Origin of the sequence: Natronohydrobacter thiooxidans (assembly GCF_001884735.1) — a bacterium.
GTDB classification, from domain to species: domain Bacteria; phylum Pseudomonadota; class Alphaproteobacteria; order Rhodobacterales; family Rhodobacteraceae; genus Roseinatronobacter; species Roseinatronobacter thiooxidans_A.
Map to the genome: position 1 here is coordinate 1 of NZ_MJAP01000019.1, position 16,288 is coordinate 16,288.

Sequence of the window (16,288 nt, forward strand, 5' to 3'; positions counted from 1 at the left end):
ATCAAGACGGATACTCACTTCATCTTGCCCCAAATACTCTCACTGAGTGGCCACGGGCCGCGAGGCCCGTCCCCCCGTGGGCAGCGCCTGCGGCGCAGCGGTCGAAATGCCCTCCAGCGCGCTCAGAACCCGAACATCGCCTCCGGCGAAATCGCCCGCGCAACAAAACGCGCTTTATCCGCCTCGGGCTGCCAGCCCAGCCCCTCGCAGGCCGCGCGGTTGGAAAACTGCGCCAGATGCGCCCGCGACCGCCAGTCGCGCAGCGAGCCGCGCGTGGCCCCCTTGCGCCCCATCACATAGCGTTTCAGCGCGTATTTCACCTGATCCCCGGCCCAGAACACGGTCAGATTGCCCCCCGCAACTTCAATCCGCGTCCCGGTCTGCGCCGCGATCGCGTCAAACCAGCCCCGCGCGCTCAAGAGCGGCGGCCCGACCAGATTGAAGGAGCGCCCCTCAACCCCCTCCGCCCCCGCCATCAGCACGAGCGCGCGCGCCACATCCTCGTTCAGCACGAAAGGCAGCATATTCTGCCCATTGCCCCAGATCCGCACCGCGCCCGCCCCATGCCAGCGCCCGATCCCCCAATGCTGCAACGGCCCGCCGGGACCAACCACAATACCGGGCCGCGCGATCACCAGCGGCAGCCCCTCAGACCGATGCAACGCCAGCAGCCGCTCCTCACAGAGCGCTTTTGACCGCGCATAAAGATTGCGCGCCGCCATATCGCCAAAGGGCGTCTCCTCGGTGATCACCTGCGCCGGGTTCGAGGCATCATAGGAGGCAATCGTTCCCGAATAGATGAACCGCCCCACGCCCGCGCCCAGCGCCGCCCGCGCCAGCCGCTCGGTCACGGCAACATCGTTTTTCAGATAGCCGTCCCAACTCGATTCCTCGGCCTTGGCCAGATGATAGACGCAGCCCATCCCCGCCATGGCATCACGCAGCGCCGCCTCATCCTGCAAGCCCGCTGTCACCAGCGTGACGCGATCTTCCAGCCCGGCAAAGGGATTGCTCTTGGCGCGGCTCAACACGCCCACGCGCTGCCCTTCCGCCACCAGTTGCCGCACCAGTTCGCGGCCCAGAAACCCGGTGCCGCCGATCACCAGACAATCGGGCTTGCCACTGGCCATGGCAGGCGCTGCCGGTTGCGGGCGATAGCGCTCAGGAATACGCAAGCGCAGCCCCTCGATCCCGCGCATCACCGCGCAGGCCGCCGCCCCCGAACAGGCATCCGGCAGTTCGCCCCCCTCGCGCAGCGCCCCGTAAAACCCGCCAAACAGCCCCTCGAACCCCAGCGCATAGGGCTGACGACGGTTGAGCGAGCGCGCCTGCACCAACGCATTGCGCAGCCCCTCGCGCAGATGCGCGCCCGCTGCCGCCAGTTCCACCCGCAGCGGGTTGACGATGATATCCGAGGCATTGCCGCGCGCGATGATCAATCGGTCCTTGGCGAAATCCAGCTCCGCCGACCCGGCCACCCCGCGCAGCCGCAGCGCGCGATCATCCGCGCCTTCGGTCAGCGACACCGAGAGCGTGACCTCGGTCACCCCCGCGCGGCCCTGAACCCGCCAGCCCTGCGGCAGCACCCGCCCGGTGGGGAGCGTCACAGGCCGCATCAGCCGCAGATCGACATCCTCCATCGGGCCGAACAGATCATGGGCGAAAGCATGCAGATGCGGCCCAAGCTCCAGCATCAGGTTTTCGGCACTTTGCAGCATCCACATCCCGAACGGCCCGGTGCGCAAGGGCTGCAGCGGGTAATGCCAATGGACGGATGCCTGATCCACCCGCCCGATCAGCCCCGCCTGCAGTGCCTGCCGCAGCCGCTGATAGGCAGGCAGGCCCAGAAAATTATGGTTCACCCCGACCCTGCGCCCGGCCTTGTCCGCCGCCGCGCAAATCGCCTCGGCCTCGGCCAGCGTGGTGGCAAAGGGCTTTTCGACCAGCACATGCGCGCCCGCTTCCAGCGCCTCGATCGCCAGCAGCGCATGCAGATGCGGCGGCGTCAGGATATGCACCGCGTCGCATTGCACCGCCGCCATCATCTCGGACAGGCTGCTGAACGCGCGCGCGCCATGGCTGGCGGCCAGCGCCTCGGCCCCGCTCAGCGCCGGGTCGCAAATCCCCACCAGACGCACCCCCGGCACCCGGTGCAGGCTGCTTGCATGCCAATCCGCAATATAGCCCGCGCCGACCAGCCCGACGCGCAATTCCTTATCTGTCATGAAAACACTTGTCCCTGATTCGCCGATTTTGCGGCTATTTGTATTCAATGATCTGGGCATCACTGCGGCGCAGCCGCCGCAGCCAATACCAGCCCATGCCGTAAAGATTGGCAAATTTGCTCAGCATGACCAGCCCCGCCGCCGCACCCGCCCGCGCAGGCGCAGCCCCCATACGCGCGAATCGCAAACCCTGCCGCGCCATCGCCGCCAGGTAAAGCGCTACGACCCCCACGACCAAAGGCCACCACAGCACCGCCCCCGCAAGCCCCGCAAGCGGCAGCAGCCCCCCCCAGAGCAGCGCCCGCCTCTGCGCCGCCGCCGCTGTGCCGGGATGCAAAGCCCCCAGTTCCGCGAAACTATGGCCCGCGCGGATCATCCGCCGCCACCACGGACGGAACCTGTGCAGCCCCGCATCATGGCTGCACATCGGCGCGGCAATGCTCCAGGTCTGCCAGCCAAGCCCGCGCATCCGCAGGAACATCTCGTCATCTTCCGCCGCGATCATGCTGTCACGAAACCCGCCAGTCTGCGCGAAAGCCCCGGCGCGGGCCATGAAGGTGCCGATCCCGGCGGCCTCCGGCCCCTCGGGCTTGTCCCATTCCCAATCGGTCAGCCAGTTATAGACGGATGCTTCGGGCGCTTCCTCGCGGTAGCGCCCGATCACCAGCCCGGCCTGCGGATGGGCCTCAAGGAAGCCAAGCGCGCGCTCCAGCCAGCCCGGCACCAGCAGGCAATCAGCATCAATGAATTGCACGAAGGCGGCGCGATCTTCGCCCAGCGCCGCGAACCCCTCATTGCGCGCCCGCGCCGCAGAAAAAGGCCGCGCCGGGTCCAGTTCCAGCACCTCGACGCCGTTCGCCCGCGCCAAACCCACCGACCCGTCGCGCGATCCGCTATCGACATAGATCACCCGCCGCGCCAGCCCGAGAACCGCGCCCAGCGCAGCCCCCAGCCGCGCCGCCTCATTCCGGCCGATCACCACCGCATCATATTCCACACGCACTCAGACCGGCCCCTCGTGAAAACACTCTTTCACAAGGCCATAGCAGATTTTGCGCCCGGCGACAGGCTCAGGTGGTCCGCCCGCGCGCGATCCTTGCATAGGCGGCCAGCCGGTCACCGGCCCGTTTCTGCATCCGCGCCACCAGCGCCTTGGTGCTCTGATGCGGGCGCATCGCCCGCTCGATCTGCACGAAGCGCGGCAAGGCCTGCGGTGCAGCCGGTTTCGACTGGTCGATGACATGTTTCGCCATTCTGCGCTCCTCCGTTTTCCCAATGCGCCCAGTCTATCACAGAACCCCGCAACCGCCAAAGCGCGACCTCATGACCTTGACGGGATTTCGCCCAGCGTCTAGCGAATGGCGCGACCCAAACCAGAGGACATGCCATGACCAACCCTTCCCTGCTCATCCTGCCCGGCGACGGTATCGGCCCCGAAGTCATGGCCGAGGTCCGCAAGATCATCGACTGGTACGGCGCCAAACGCGGGCTGGTCTTTGATGTCAGCGAAGATCTGGTCGGCGGCTGCGCCTATGACAAGCACGGCACGCCGCTGCATGATGACACGATGGCCAAGGCGCAGGAAGTGGACGCGGTGCTGCTGGGCGCGGTCGGCGGCCCGCAATATGACAATCTCGACTTCTCGGTAAAGCCCGAGCGCGGGTTGCTGCGCCTGCGCAAGGAAATGGATCTCTTCTCCAACCTGCGCCCGGCGCAATGTTTCGACGCGCTCGCGGATTTCTCCTCGCTCAAGAAAGATGTGGTCGCCGGGCTCGATATCATGATCGTGCGCGAACTGACCTCGGGCGTCTATTTCGGCGAGCCGCGCGGCATCTTCAAGGAAGGCAATGAGCGCGTCGGCATCAACACCCAGCGCTATACCGAATCGGAAATCGCCCGCGTCGCGCGCTCGGCCTTTGATCTGGCCATGAAACGCGGCAAGAAACTGTGTTCGATGGAAAAGGCCAATGTCATGGAATCGGGCATTCTCTGGCGCGAGGTCGTGACCGAAGTGTCCAAAGAATACCCCGAGGTCGAACTCAGCCATATGTATGCCGATGCGGGCGCGATGCAGCTGACCCGCTGGCCCAAGCAATTCGACGTCATCGTGACCGACAACCTCTTTGGCGATCTGCTCTCGGATCTCGCCGCCATGCTGACCGGCTCGCTGGGCATGCTGCCCTCGGCCAGCCTTGGTGCGCCCATGGCCAATGGCCGCCCGAAAGCGCTCTATGAGCCTGTCCATGGCTCCGCGCCCGATATCGCGGGTCAAGGCAAGGCCAATCCCATCGCCTGTATCCTCAGCTTCGCCATGGCGCTGCGCTACAGCTTCGATCAGGGCGATGAGGCCGCACGTCTGGAAGCGGCGATTGAAAAAGTACTGGCCGACGGGCTGCGCACCGCCGATCTGATGGGGCCGGAAGGCGGCACGCCGGTTTCGACCTCGGGCATGGGCGACGCGATCATCGCCGCACTGGACGCGAGCCTCTGAGGCTTGTCGCGCGGCGTCCGCAGGCGCCGCGCGAATGCAGGTTGCGACAGCGGCATTCGCGGCCTATCCTCCGCGAATGCCCGCCAGTATCTCGCCAAGGATTGCCGCCTTCGTGAACGCCCTTCCCCTGCAAGAGGGGTTTCGTGTGCTGGAAATCGGCTGCGGTCCGGGCGTTGCCGCGAGAGAGGTCAGCCGACGCATCGGAACCGGCTTCGTGCTCGCCATAGACCGGTCCGAAAAGGCGATAGCTCTGGCCCGCGCAGGATCGGCTTCCGAGATTGCATCGGGTCGTCTTGCATTCCTGCAGGCGTCAATCGAACAGTTCCAGCTTCCCGAAGGCCTTGACCGCTTTGACTGCGCCTTCGCAATGCGCGTCGGGGCGCTGGATGGTCGTTATCCTGATGCGGAAAAACTTGCGATCACAAGGATCATGGCGGCGCTGAAACCGACGGGCCGCCTTTTCATCGACGGGGGCAATCCGCTGCGGGAAATCGCCCTGCATGGCGCCTGATCGACGTTGAACATTCAGTTGGTCGCAAGACCATGCTATATCTGTCCCCATGAAACCGACCACGATCGCTGAATTTCACGACGCCCAGACCCCGCAGGACAGGGCCATCTGCGAGCTTTTGCGCCATGCCATTGACCAAGCCCTGCCGGAGGCGCAAAGCAAGCTGTGGCACGCCCACCCGGTCTGGTTCCTCGACGAGAATCCCATCGTCGGCTACAGCAAACTCAAGCACTGTATCCGCCTGATGTTCTGGAGCGGCGCCGATTTCGACGAACCAGCCCTCACGCCCGGAACCGACAAGTTCAAGGATGCCTCGATCCGCTACACCGATGCCGCCCAGATCGACCTGGACAATCTGCAGCGCTGGCTGAGCAAGAGCCGCGCCATCCAATGGGATTACAAGACTGTCGTCAAACGCAAGGGACGGCTGGAGCGCTTGACCTGAGACAACGCCCCCGTCACATCTGACCCCGCACCGCCACCCCTCACTCACCAATAATTTTTCATTGTATACCATTGTGCACTGTTTACGCGGGCGCAGAATCCCCCTATGGTGCGCCCAAATTCACCAAGGGGTCTTGCGCCATGACAGACAAAACCATTCCCGATATCATCTATACCAAGGTTGACGAGGCCCCCGAGCTGGCCTCGGCCTCGCTCCTGCCGATCATCCGCAGCTTCGCGCAGGCCGCCGGGATCAGCATCGGCACCCGTGATATCTCGCTTGCAGGCCGCATCATCTCGGCCTTCCCCGAATATCTGTCGGAAGATCAGCGCATCAGCGACGATCTCGCGGAACTGGGCGAATTGGTGAAAACGCCTCAGGCCAATGTCATCAAACTGCCGAATATCTCGGCCTCGGTCCCGCAGCTTGTGGCGGCGGTGAAGGAATTGCAGGCCCAAGGCTACAATCTGCCCGATTACCCGGAGACCCCCAATACCGAGGAAGAAAAGAAAGTCCGCGCGCGTTATGACGCGATCAAGGGCTCTGCCGTGAACCCGGTGCTGCGCGAAGGCAATTCCGACCGCCGCGCCGCCACGGCGGTGAAGAAATTCGCGCAATCCAACCCGCATCGCATGGGCAAATGGACCGCCGACAGCCAGACCGAAGTCTCTTCCATGTCCGGCGGCGATTTCTTCTCGAATGAGAAATCGGTGACGCTGACGGACGCGGCCAAGGCGAAAATCCTGCTCATCAGCGAGGCAGGCAATGAGACCGTGCTGAAAGACGGCCTCAGCTACCCAGCAGGCACAGTGGTCGATGCCACTTTCATGTCGGCGCGCGCGCTGTCCGAGTTTCTGGACGCGGAAATCGCCCGCACCAAGGAGAAAGGCACGCTGTTTTCGCTGCATATGAAAGCCACGATGATGAAGGTCTCGGACCCGATCATCTTCGGCCATGCGGTCAAGGCCTGGCTCAAACCCGTTTTCGAGAAACATGCCGATGAACTGGCCGCGATGGGGGTGAACCCCAATTCCGGCCTTGGCGACCTTCTGGCCCGCGCCAAGGGGGATGCCGAGATCATGGCCGAGATCGAGGCCGTGACCGCAAGCCGTCCGCCGATGTATATGGTGAATTCGGACAAGGGCATCACCAACCTGCATGTGCCCTCGGATGTGATCATCGACGCCTCCATGCCCGCGCTGATCCGCGCCGGCGGCAAGGGCTGGGGACCGGACGGTCAGGAACATGACACCAATTGCGTCATCCCCGACAATTCCTATGCGCCGGTCTATGACGAGGCGATCCGTTTCTTCAAAGCCAATGGCGCGCTTGATCCCGCAACCGCCGGGACGGTGCAGAATATCGGCCTGATGGCGCAGAAAGCCGAAGAATATGGCAGCCACCCGACCACATTCGAAATTCCCCATGACGGCACTGTGCGCATGGTGCTCGAAGATGGCACGGTGATCCACGAGCACAAGGTGGAAGCGGGCGATATCTGGCGCTCCGCCTCGGCCCGCAAGGCCCCGATTGAAGACTGGGTGCAACTCGCCATCGACCGTCAGGCCGCGACCGGCTACCGCGCGATCTTCTGGCTGGATGCGAACCGCGCCCATGACGCGGAACTCATCGCCTATGTGACGCCCATTCTCGAAGCCAAGGGCGTGGCGGACCGTTTCGAGATCATGGCCCCGCGCGAGGCTACCCGCGCCAGCCTTGAGACGATCACCAAGGGCGAGAACACGATTGCGATCACCGGCAATGTGCTGCGCGACTACCTGACGGATCTGTTCCCGATTCTGGAACTCGCGACCTCGGCCAAGATGCTCTCCATCGTCAAGCTGATGAATGGCGGTGGACTGTTCGAGACCGGCGCGGGCGGCTCTGCGCCCAAACATGTGCAGGCGCTGATGGAAGAAAACCACCTGCGCTGGGATTCCTTGGGCGAATTCTGCGCGCTGGGCGAAAGCTTCCGCTTCCTCGCCGATACGCGCGACAACCCCAAGGCGCGCCTGCTCGGTGCCGCCATCGATGCGGCAACGCAAGGCTATCTCGACAATGACCGCTCCCCCCAGCGCAAGCCGGGCCAGCCCGACAACCGCGACAGCCATTACTGGTTCGCCCGCTACTGGGCCGAAGCGCTGGCCGCACAGAGCGAAGACGCGGATCTGGCCGCCCATTTCGCGCCCATCGCGCAGGCCCTGGCTGAGAAGGAAGGTGAGATCCTCGCGGAACTGCACGCGGATCGTGGCAAACCCGTCGATCTGGGCGGCTATTACCACGGCGATGCGGCAAAAACCGCCGCTGTCATGCGCCCGTCCGCCACGCTGAACGCAATCATCGGCTGAGGCGCCACAGTTCCCGTAGGGTGCGTGCTACAGCACGCACCCTACAGCAGGTCACGCTTCCGACAGCGCGACTTTCATATCCTTGACGATATAGATCACCTCGCCATCGGCCTCGACGATCCCGTCAGCCACCCCCATGGTCAGCCGCCGCGTCTGCACCGCCTTGGTGAAATCCACCTTATAGGTCAGCATCTTGCGGTCCGGCCGCACCATCCCCGTCAGCTTCACCTCGCCCACGCCCAGCGCATAGCCGCGCCCTTTCCAGCCGCGCCAGCCCAGATTGAACCCGGTCAGCTGCCACAGACCATCGAGCCCCAGACAGCCCGGCATGATCGGATTGCCCGGAAAATGGCACTCGAAAAACCACAGATCCGGCGTGATATCAAACTCGGCCACCACATGCCCCTTGCCATGCAGCCCCCCATCCCCCGAGATATCGGTGATCCGGTCCATCATCAGCATCGGCGGCGCGGGCAGTTGCGCATTGCCGGGGCCAAAGAGTTCGCCGCGCGCACAGGCCAGAAGGCCCTCTTTGTCAAAGGATGTGGGAAAGTCAGTCATGCCATGCTCCATCAGGGGTTTTCCCCCTCTAGCACTGTGACAAACTTGCTGACAAGCCGCACGCGCCCCCGGCCCGCAACCGCAGTTGCAAGCAATTCTCATTGAAAACTGTTACAATCGCGCTTTATATATGCCCTATGGACCAGTTTTTCGCCTCAGTTGATGATACCGCCCAGAGCCGGGCCGCCGCCTGGCTCGCCCGCGCCCAGTTGCGCCCGACCCGGCAGCGCCTCTCGCTCGCCTCGCTTCTCGTGGGCGACGGGCAGAACCGCCATGTCACTGCCGAAGGGCTGTTCATGGCCGCGAAAGCCAGCGGCGAATCCGTCTCGCTCGCAACCGTCTACAACACGCTGCGCGCCTTTTGCGATGCCGGGCTGATGAACGAGATCACAGTGGACGCGACGCGCTCCTATTTCGACACCTGTGTCGAGGATCACCCGCATTACTTCTGGGAAGACACGCAGGATCTGACCGATGCGCCTGCCGGGGCCGTCGCCTTCTCGCGCCTGCCCGACCCGCCTGCCGGGGCCGAGATCAGCCGTGTCGATGTGGTCATCCGCCTGCGCCGGACCTGACCCGCCTGCGCCGCAGCGCCACGATATTCGACACCACCAGCGCGGAAATCATGATCGCACCGCCCAGCAGCGTCCAGCGGCCGGGATCTTCCCCCATCACCGCCCAGACCAGCAGCGGCGCGAGTGTGGTTTCCAACAGCAAGAGCAGCGCCACTTCCGCCGAACTCAGATAGCGCGGCCCCAGCACCAGCAGGCCAGAGGCGAAGGCAATGAAAAACCCGTGCCCCAGAAACAGCGGCCAGAATTCCGCAAACGGGGCCAGCACATCGACAAAGGGCAGGATCACCACTGCCCCCCCGATCAGCGCCACCGGCACCGCAGGCAGCATCGAGCGCGCCCGCACCTGCCGCACACAGGTCAGGGCGGCGGCGAAGAAAAACGCCACCATCAGCGCCACCAGATCGCCGGTCCAATGCGCGCCCGCCTGCTCTTTCGACCCCGACAGGATCACCCCCAGCCCGAGAAACACCCCCGCCATGGTCCAGACCATGCGCGGCGCAATCGGCTCGCCCAGCCAGATTCGGCTGAAAATCGTCGCGAAAACCGGCATCGCGGCCAAAATGAACACCACATTGGCGACACTGGTCAGCGACACGGCGAGCACGAAACCCGGCGCCGACATGCCATAGAGCAGCATATAGCCCCAGGCAGGCGGTCCCGCGCGCAGCACCTCTGGCACCGCGCCGCGCCCGATCTGCCAGGTCACGAAGCCAAGGATCATCAGCCCTGCAAACAGCCCCCGCCAAAAGGCGATCACCAGCGCATCGGCCTCGATCAGCCGCACGAACAGGGCATCGGGCACGATGAACAGAACGCCCAGCGCCGTGATCATCAACCCTTTGAGATGGTCATTCATGCGCAACTCCTGAGCGCAGCCGCGCGCCCTGTCAAGCGCCCGCAACATGGTTGCGGGGAAATCACCAACACCCCTGCCCCGCCACAGTTTTCCAAGGGGGGCGAAGCCAGCGTCGCGCCGTCAGCTTCAGCCCGGAAAACCGCCACCGCAGCGATATTGCCCGCCCGGCAACGCCGGGCAGCGCCCGCGAATGGCAAGGGCGGGCGGGAGGGCCATGAGCGGGCGCTCCTGACCTTGCGGAAACGCCCGGCGCTGCGGAACATCCCCACCGCCCCGGACGGGCAGCGGTCCTCGCCGGATGCAATTCCCCTGTTCCCTTTCCCGCGCCAATCTGGGCCTATGGGACGGAATGAACCGAGGGGAGACACATGATCCACGCCCTGACCCTGATCCTGGCCTGCCAGCTTGCTGGCGAAACCCTGACCCGCCTCATGGGCTGGCCCGTTCCCGGCCCGGTGCTTGGCATGGCGCTTCTCTTCGCGCTGATGCTCGCCAGCCCGCGCATCGCGGCACTGGTCATTCCCACAGGCGAAGGCATCCTGCGCCATCTGTCGCTTCTGTTTGTCCCCGCAGGTGTGGGCGTGGTCGGCCATGTCCAGATGCTCGGCGCGCAGGGCGCGGTACTGATGCTGGCGCTGGTCCTCTCCACTATTCTCGCGCTCGCGGTCGGCGCAGGCGTCTTTGTGGCGGTCGCCCGCCTGACGAAAGGGCGCAAAGATGCGTGATTTCACCGAAATCTGGTCCTATCTTGCGGGCGATCCGCTGATCTGGCTCGCGGCCACGCTCCTCGCCTATGTGATCGGCGATGCGGCGTCCTCCCGCATGGGGCGCGCGCCCTGGGTCAATCCGGTGCTGATCGCCGTGGTGCTGCTCGGCGCGCTGCTCTATCTCTCGGATACCCGCTACGACACTTATTTCGAGGGCGCGCAATTCGTCCATTTCCTGCTTGGCCCGGCCACGGTCGCGCTTGCGATCCCGCTCTGGCACCAGCGCGCCGCCTTTCGCCGCGCGCTCCTGCCGGTGCTGGCCGCGCTGATCGCCGGATCGCTCACCGCTGTGCTGTCAGCACTGGCCATCGGCCATGCGCTCGGCCTCTCGCCGCAGCTTCTCGCGACCCTCGCCCCCAAAGGCACCACGGCGCCCGTCGCCATCGGCATCTCTCAGGCGCTCGGCGGTTCGCCCACCCTCACCGCCGTTCTGGTCCTGCTGACCGGGATCGTCGGCGCAATCGTCGTCACGCCGCTGATGAATCTCTTGCGCATTCGTGACTGGCGCGCACGCGGCCTCGCGGTGGGGGTCGCGGCGCATGGCATCGGCACGGCCCGCGCGCTGCAGGTCAACCCGCAGGCCGGGGCCTTCGCGGGCATCGGCATGGCGCTGAACGCGCTTCTGACTGCGCTGCTCGCCCCCTGGGCGCTGGGGCTGTATTTCTGAAAGCGTTTTTCGTCTGGTGAAAAAAGCGGGGGCGAGTCAGGCCAAAAACATGAAATGGTTTTTCATGCTTGAAGATCCTATCCCATCTCTTTGAGAAGCCTGCGTTTTTGCTTGTCCCAATCGCGTTTGGCCTCTGTCGCGCGTTTGTCGGCCAGTTTCTTGCCTTTGGCGACCCCGATCTTCAGCTTCACCAATCCACGATGGTTAAAATACATCACCATGGGCACCAGAGTCATGCCGTCCTTGGCCGTTGCCGCCCAGAGCCGGGCCATTTCCCGCTTGGAAACCAACAGTTTGCGGCGGCGGCGCTCGTCATGGCCAAAGGTCTTGGCCTGCGCATAGGGAGCGATATAGCTGTTAACCAGCCACAATTCGCCATCCTCGACCGTGGCATAGCTTTCCGCGATCTGTGACTGCCCCGCCCGCAGCGACTTAACCTCTGATCCCATAAGCATAATTCCGCATTCGAGATCACTCTCGATTGCATAATCATACCGCGCCCGGCGGTTCTCGGCGATGATACGGTAATTGGGGTCAGATTTCTGTGCCATCGCAACCAGATAAGGGCCCTTTCGCCCTCTGTCTAGGGTTTCAGCCGCACCTGCATCGCATTGCCCGAGGATTTGCGCAGCTCGAACACCCCGGCTTTGGCGATCAGTTCGCTCAGTTTCGCGCAGCCATAATTGCGCGCGTCGAAATCCGGGTTGGCCGCGACGATGAACTGCCCAAGCTGCCCCAGCGAGAACCATTCTTCATCTTTATCAATGGCTTGCATGGCCGCCTTGACCAGAGGCACCGCCTTGGACGCGGGCGCTTTGCGCCCCTTGGCGGCGGTTTCGGGCTCGGTTTCGGGCAGGATATTCTCGACGAAGATGAATCGTTTGCAGGCCTTGCGAAACGCCTCGGGCGTCTTTTGCTGGCCGATTCCATAGACATCCAGCCCCTGTTCGCGGATCCGCGACGCCAGCCGGGTGAAATCGCTGTCGGAACTGATCAGCACAAACCCGTCGAACCGGCCCGAATGCAGCAGGTCCATCGCGTCGATCACAAGGGCTATGTCACTGGAATTCTTGCCAATTGTGTTCGCGGGTTGGTGATGCGGGACCAGTGCCAGCGTCGGCAATTTGTCCTGCCAGCCCGACATCTGGGACCGCGAGAAATCCCCGTAAATGCGGCGCACGCTGGCTTCACCAAGCGACGCAATCTCCTCGAAAATCGCCTCGGCCCATTTCGGCGAGGAATTATCCGCATCAATCAGGACAGCCAGCAGCGGTATCCCTGCGCGCGCCATGGTAACTCTCCGTTTTTCAAGAGCTTGTCACAGATGGCGGTACATGACCAGAGCATCGACAAAGCCTTGATCCGGATGACGAAATGCGCCGGGCAGTCGCCCGACGATGTCGAACCCATTGGCCTGCCAGAGCGCCACAGCACGGGTATTGGTCGCGACCACGAAATTGAACTGCATCGCCCGAAACCCCCGGCTGCGGGCTTCAGTCAAGGCATGATCCAGCAACAAACGCGCCACCCCCCGCCCCCGCGCATCGGGCGCGGTGACAAAACCGCAATTGCAGACATGCGCGCCGCCGCCCTGCTGGTTGGGGCAGATATAGTAGCTGCCCAGGGATTGCACCCCATCATCCAGCATAAACGCGCGATGCGTGCCGCCCCGCCACCAGTTCAGCGCATCCGCGCGGCTGATGGCAGGGTCCAGCGCATAACTGTCGCCCGCGCGAAAAACCGGCTCCAGCATCGCCCAGAGCCGGTCGTCATCCGCCGCTGTCACAGGGCGGATCAGCAGGTTCGGGTCGTTCAAAATTCGACCACCGCCCGGATCGATTTACCTTCATGCATCAGGTCAAACCCCTCGTTGATCTGATCGAGGCTCAGTTTATGCGTGATCATCGAATCGATCTCGATCTTGCCATTCATGTACCAGTCCACGAATTTCGGCACATCCGTCCGCCCCTTCGCGCCGCCGAACGCCGTGCCTTTCCAGACCCGGCCGGTCACAAGCTGGAACGGCCGCGTCGAGATTTCAGCCCCGGCAGGCGCCACACCGATGATCACCGAAACGCCCCAGCCGCGATGCGAACATTCCAGCGCGTCACGCATGACTTTCACATTCCCGGTGGCGTCAAAGGAATAATCCACGCCCCCGATCTGATCATCGCCGCGCTTGGTCAGATTGACGATTTCCTGCACCGTATTCTCGACCTTCGAGGGGTTCACGAAATGCGTCATCCCGAATTTGCGCGCCATTTCGGCCTTCGAGTCATTCAGATCGACCCCGATGATCATATCCGCCCCGGCCATGCGCAGGCCCTGAATGACATTGAGGCCAATCCCGCCGAGGCCAAAGACCGCCGCAGTCGATCCGATCTCGACGCCTGCGGTATTGATGACCGCACCGATCCCCGTGGTAACACCGCAGCCGATATAGCAGATCTTGTCGAAAGGCGCGTCCTCGCGCACCTTGGCCAGCGCGATCTCGGGCATGACCGTGTGATTGGCGAAGGTCGAGCAACCCATATAGTGATAGATCGGCGTCCCATCGAGCATGGAAAACCGCGTGGTGCCATCGGGCATCAGCCCCTGGCCTTGGGTGTTGCGGATCGCGGTGCAGAGATTGGTTTTCCCTGACCGGCAGGAATAGCATTCGCGGCATTCGGGCGTATAGAGCGGGATCACATGATCGCCGGGTTTCAGGGTGGTCACGCCTTCGCCCACCTCGATCACCACGCCCGCGCCTTCATGCCCGAGGATGCAGGGAAACAGCCCCTCCGGGTCCGCACCCGAGCGGGTGAATTCATCCGTATGGCAGATGCCGGTGGCCTTGATCTCGACCAGAACCTCGCCCGCTTTCGGGCCTTCAAGGTTCACTTCCATGATCTCAAGGGGTTTTCCAGCCTCTAAGGCGACGGCGGCACGGGTGCGCATGAGTTTGTCCTTCCTGTTATGCTTTGGCCCAAGATTGCGCAGCGCCCTAGGAATGTGCAAGTGCAACTGCGACCTGCCAGACCAGAAAAGCGCCCCGGCGTCGCGGCTTGATTTTCTGCGCGAAGCATCTCACACTTGGCCGATGAACATGCAAAGCCCTCCGCGCAGCATCGAGAGCCGGATCAGTTTCGACCGGCGCGAGCTGGGTGTGATCCTGTCGCTTTACGGGCGCATGGTGGCCGCAGGCGAGTGGCGCGATTACGGAATTTCCTGTCTGCGCGATGCCGCCATCTTCTCGGTCTTCCGGCGCACGGCGGAGAACCCGCTTTACCGCATCGAGAAGCACCCGCATCTGCGGAACCGGCAGGGCATGTATGTGGTGATCGGCATGGACGGGCAGATCCTCAAGCGCGGCCATGATCTGGCACAGGTGCTGAAAGTCCTCGAACGCAGGCTTTTGCGCGTCATCACACCATAAGGGATTTACAGGCGCCTGCAGAGTTGCTACGCGGCGCGCATGACTGGTCTGAGCACCCTTTTCTCTGCCCTGCGACGCCGCACCCGACGCGGCTGATCGCGCCTGCGCGCCAGTCCTGCCTGCCCCCTCACACAGCAATCTTGCGTTGACTTGGCCGCATCGCTTTGGCAGGTCAGTGCTTTCCGCAAACGGGATGATCCTGATGACAGTGCCTTTTCCTGCCCTTCTGCCCACCTATAACCGCACGCCCCTGCGTTTCGCACGCGGCGAAGGGTCATGGCTGATCGAAGAGAACGGCACGCGCTATCTCGACCTGACTTCGGGGATCGCGGTGAATGCGCTGGGCCATGCTCATCCCGCGCTGATCGAGACCCTGACCGAACAGGCGCAGGCGCTGTGGCATGTCTCGAACCTTTATCAGATCCCCGCGCAGGAGAAGCTGGCCGAGGCGCTGGTCGCCGAGACCTTTGCCGATACGGCGTTTTTCACCAATTCCGGGACGGAAGCGGCGGAACTCGCGCTCAAGATGGTGCGCAAGTACTGGTATGAGAAGGGCGCGGACCGCCCCACCATCCTGAGTTTCGAGGGCGCGTTTCATGGCCGCTCGACCGGCGCGATTGCCGCCGCCGGGTCCGAGAAGATGACCAAGGGCTTCGGCCCGCTGATGCCGGGCTTCAAGCTGCTGCCCTGGGGCGATCACGACGCGCTGCGCGCGGCGCTGGATGAAACGGTCGCGGCAGTGATGATCGAACCCATACAGGGCGAGGGCGGGATCCGGCCCGTGCCGGATCAGTGCCTGAAGGGGCTGCGCGATCTCTGCGATCAGACCGGCGCGCTCCTGGTCCTTGATGAAGTGCAATGCGGCATGGGGCGCACGGGGCGGCTGTTCGCGCATGAATGGGCGGGGATCACGCCCGATATCATGATGGTCGCCAAGGGCATCGGCGGGGGCTTTCCGCTGGGGGCTGTGCTGGCGACCGCCGCTGCCGCCTCGGCCATGACCCTGGGCACGCATGGCTCGACCTATGGCGGCAACCCGCTGGGCTGCGCGATCGGGGCCAAGGTGCTGGAGATCGTCACGGCGGACGGCTTCCTCGATGAGGTCAACCGCAAATCCGCTTTCCTACGCCAGAAGCTGGAAGGGCTGGTCGCCAGCCATCCCGATATTCTGGAAGAGGTGCGCGGCGCGGGCCTGCTGATGGGGCTGAAATGCCGCGTGACCAATACCGATCTGGTGCGGGCCGCGCAGGAGGCGCATCTGCTGACCGTGCCTGCAGCCGATAATGTCATCCGCCTGTTGCCGCCCCTGACCATCTCGGAAGACGAGATCGCCGAGGCCGTCGACCGCCTCGACCGGGCAGCCAAAACCCTCTCCTGATTTTCTTGCTCCAAATACTCCGGGAGCGCGAGGGCAGCGCCCTCGC

At 63.7% G+C, this 16,288-nt stretch carries 18 protein-coding genes; 9 read left to right on the forward strand and 9 right to left on the reverse strand.

Going from position 1 to position 16,288, the window contains the following annotated elements; translation table 11 throughout:
• Positions 1 to 122: 122 nt before the first annotated feature.
• From BG457_RS11600 to BG457_RS11610, 3 genes are all read right to left on the reverse strand, one after another.
• Positions 123 to 2,225 carry an NAD-dependent epimerase/dehydratase family protein gene (locus tag BG457_RS11600; RefSeq protein ID WP_071797321.1) on the reverse strand — a complete coding sequence of 701 codons (2,103 nt, stop codon included), beginning with the start codon at positions 2,223 to 2,225 and terminating at the stop codon, positions 123 to 125.
• Positions 2,226 to 2,259: 34 nt separating this feature from the next.
• On the reverse strand, positions 2,260 to 3,228 hold the full coding sequence (locus BG457_RS11605; RefSeq protein ID WP_245770995.1) for a glycosyltransferase family 2 protein: 969 nt from the start codon (positions 3,226 to 3,228) through the stop codon (positions 2,260 to 2,262).
• Between the two features lie 67 nt (positions 3,229 to 3,295).
• Positions 3,296 to 3,478 carry a hypothetical protein gene (locus BG457_RS11610; protein WP_071797323.1) on the reverse strand — a complete coding sequence of 61 codons (183 nt, stop codon included), beginning with the start codon at positions 3,476 to 3,478 and terminating at the stop codon, positions 3,296 to 3,298.
• Positions 3,479 to 3,612: 134 nt separating this feature from the next.
• Here BG457_RS11610 and leuB point away from each other — a divergent pair, with 134 nt between their 5' ends.
• From leuB to BG457_RS11630, 4 genes are all read left to right on the forward strand, one after another.
• Positions 3,613 to 4,716 carry a 3-isopropylmalate dehydrogenase gene (gene leuB, locus BG457_RS11615; protein WP_071797324.1) on the forward strand — a complete coding sequence of 368 codons (1,104 nt, stop codon included), beginning with the start codon at positions 3,613 to 3,615 and terminating at the stop codon, positions 4,714 to 4,716.
• 34 nt (positions 4,717 to 4,750) lie between these two features.
• A complete protein-coding gene (locus tag BG457_RS11620; RefSeq protein ID WP_245770996.1) occupies positions 4,751 to 5,227 on the forward strand; it encodes a class I SAM-dependent methyltransferase in 477 nt (158 codons plus the stop codon).
• Positions 5,228 to 5,276: 49 nt separating this feature from the next.
• On the forward strand, positions 5,277 to 5,672 hold the full coding sequence (locus tag BG457_RS11625) for a DUF1801 domain-containing protein (RefSeq protein WP_071797325.1): 396 nt from the start codon (positions 5,277 to 5,279) through the stop codon (positions 5,670 to 5,672).
• Between the two features lie 140 nt (positions 5,673 to 5,812).
• On the forward strand, positions 5,813 to 8,020 hold the full coding sequence (locus BG457_RS11630) for an NADP-dependent isocitrate dehydrogenase (protein WP_071797326.1): 2,208 nt from the start codon (positions 5,813 to 5,815) through the stop codon (positions 8,018 to 8,020).
• 51 nt (positions 8,021 to 8,071) lie between these two features.
• Here the strand turns inward: BG457_RS11630 and fabA are convergent, their stop codons facing one another.
• The gene (fabA, locus tag BG457_RS11635; protein WP_071797402.1) at positions 8,072 to 8,581 is read right to left on the reverse strand and encodes a bifunctional 3-hydroxydecanoyl-ACP dehydratase/trans-2-decenoyl-ACP isomerase; all 510 of its coding nucleotides are present in this window, start codon (positions 8,579 to 8,581) and stop codon (positions 8,072 to 8,074) included.
• 137 nt (positions 8,582 to 8,718) lie between these two features.
• Here fabA and irr point away from each other — a divergent pair, with 137 nt between their 5' ends.
• A complete protein-coding gene (gene irr, locus BG457_RS11640; RefSeq protein WP_071797327.1) occupies positions 8,719 to 9,156 on the forward strand; it encodes a Fur family transcriptional regulator Irr in 438 nt (145 codons plus the stop codon).
• Here the strand turns inward: irr and BG457_RS11645 are convergent.
• Positions 9,134 to 10,012, reverse strand: coding sequence for a DMT family transporter (locus BG457_RS11645; protein WP_071797403.1), 879 nt, complete (start codon positions 10,010 to 10,012; stop codon positions 9,134 to 9,136). The two genes, irr and BG457_RS11645, sit on opposite strands and share 23 nt — an antisense overlap.
• Positions 10,013 to 10,380: 368 nt before the next feature.
• Here BG457_RS11645 and BG457_RS11650 point away from each other — a divergent pair, with 368 nt between their 5' ends.
• Together BG457_RS11650 and BG457_RS11655 are read left to right on the forward strand one after the other, a co-directional pair.
• Entirely contained in the window at positions 10,381 to 10,737 is a 357-nt protein-coding gene (locus tag BG457_RS11650) for a CidA/LrgA family protein (protein WP_071797328.1), read from the forward strand.
• On the forward strand, positions 10,730 to 11,446 hold the full coding sequence (locus BG457_RS11655) for an LrgB family protein (protein ID WP_071797329.1): 717 nt from the start codon (positions 10,730 to 10,732) through the stop codon (positions 11,444 to 11,446). Before BG457_RS11650 ends, BG457_RS11655 begins: the two co-directional genes overlap by 8 nt.
• Positions 11,447 to 11,523: 77 nt before the next feature.
• Here the strand turns inward: BG457_RS11655 and smpB are convergent, their stop codons facing one another.
• Genes smpB through BG457_RS11675 form a run of 4 tightly spaced genes read right to left on the reverse strand, consistent with a single transcriptional unit; the run spans position 11,524 to position 14,386 of the window.
• Positions 11,524 to 11,997 carry an SsrA-binding protein SmpB gene (gene smpB / locus BG457_RS11660; RefSeq protein WP_071797330.1) on the reverse strand — a complete coding sequence of 158 codons (474 nt, stop codon included), beginning with the start codon at positions 11,995 to 11,997 and terminating at the stop codon, positions 11,524 to 11,526.
• 32 nt (positions 11,998 to 12,029) lie between these two features.
• A complete protein-coding gene (locus BG457_RS11665) occupies positions 12,030 to 12,737 on the reverse strand; it encodes an NYN domain-containing protein (protein ID WP_071797331.1) in 708 nt (235 codons plus the stop codon).
• Between the two features lie 27 nt (positions 12,738 to 12,764).
• Positions 12,765 to 13,262, reverse strand: a complete 498-nt coding sequence (locus tag BG457_RS11670; protein ID WP_342715486.1) for a GNAT family N-acetyltransferase — start codon at positions 13,260 to 13,262, stop codon at positions 12,765 to 12,767.
• Entirely contained in the window at positions 13,259 to 14,386 is a 1,128-nt protein-coding gene (locus BG457_RS11675) for an S-(hydroxymethyl)glutathione dehydrogenase/class III alcohol dehydrogenase (protein WP_071797332.1), read from the reverse strand. The genes BG457_RS11670 and BG457_RS11675 overlap by 4 nt, the downstream gene beginning before the upstream one ends.
• A gap of 142 nt (positions 14,387 to 14,528) precedes the next feature.
• Here BG457_RS11675 and BG457_RS11680 point away from each other — a divergent pair, with 142 nt between their 5' ends.
• Together BG457_RS11680 and BG457_RS11685 are read left to right on the forward strand one after the other, a co-directional pair.
• Positions 14,529 to 14,864, forward strand: a complete 336-nt coding sequence (locus tag BG457_RS11680) for a DUF2794 domain-containing protein (protein ID WP_071797405.1) — start codon at positions 14,529 to 14,531, stop codon at positions 14,862 to 14,864.
• Positions 14,865 to 15,066: 202 nt separating this feature from the next.
• Positions 15,067 to 16,242, forward strand: a complete 1,176-nt coding sequence (locus BG457_RS11685) for an aspartate aminotransferase family protein (protein ID WP_071797406.1) — start codon at positions 15,067 to 15,069, stop codon at positions 16,240 to 16,242.
• Positions 16,243 to 16,288: the final 46 nt, after the last annotated feature.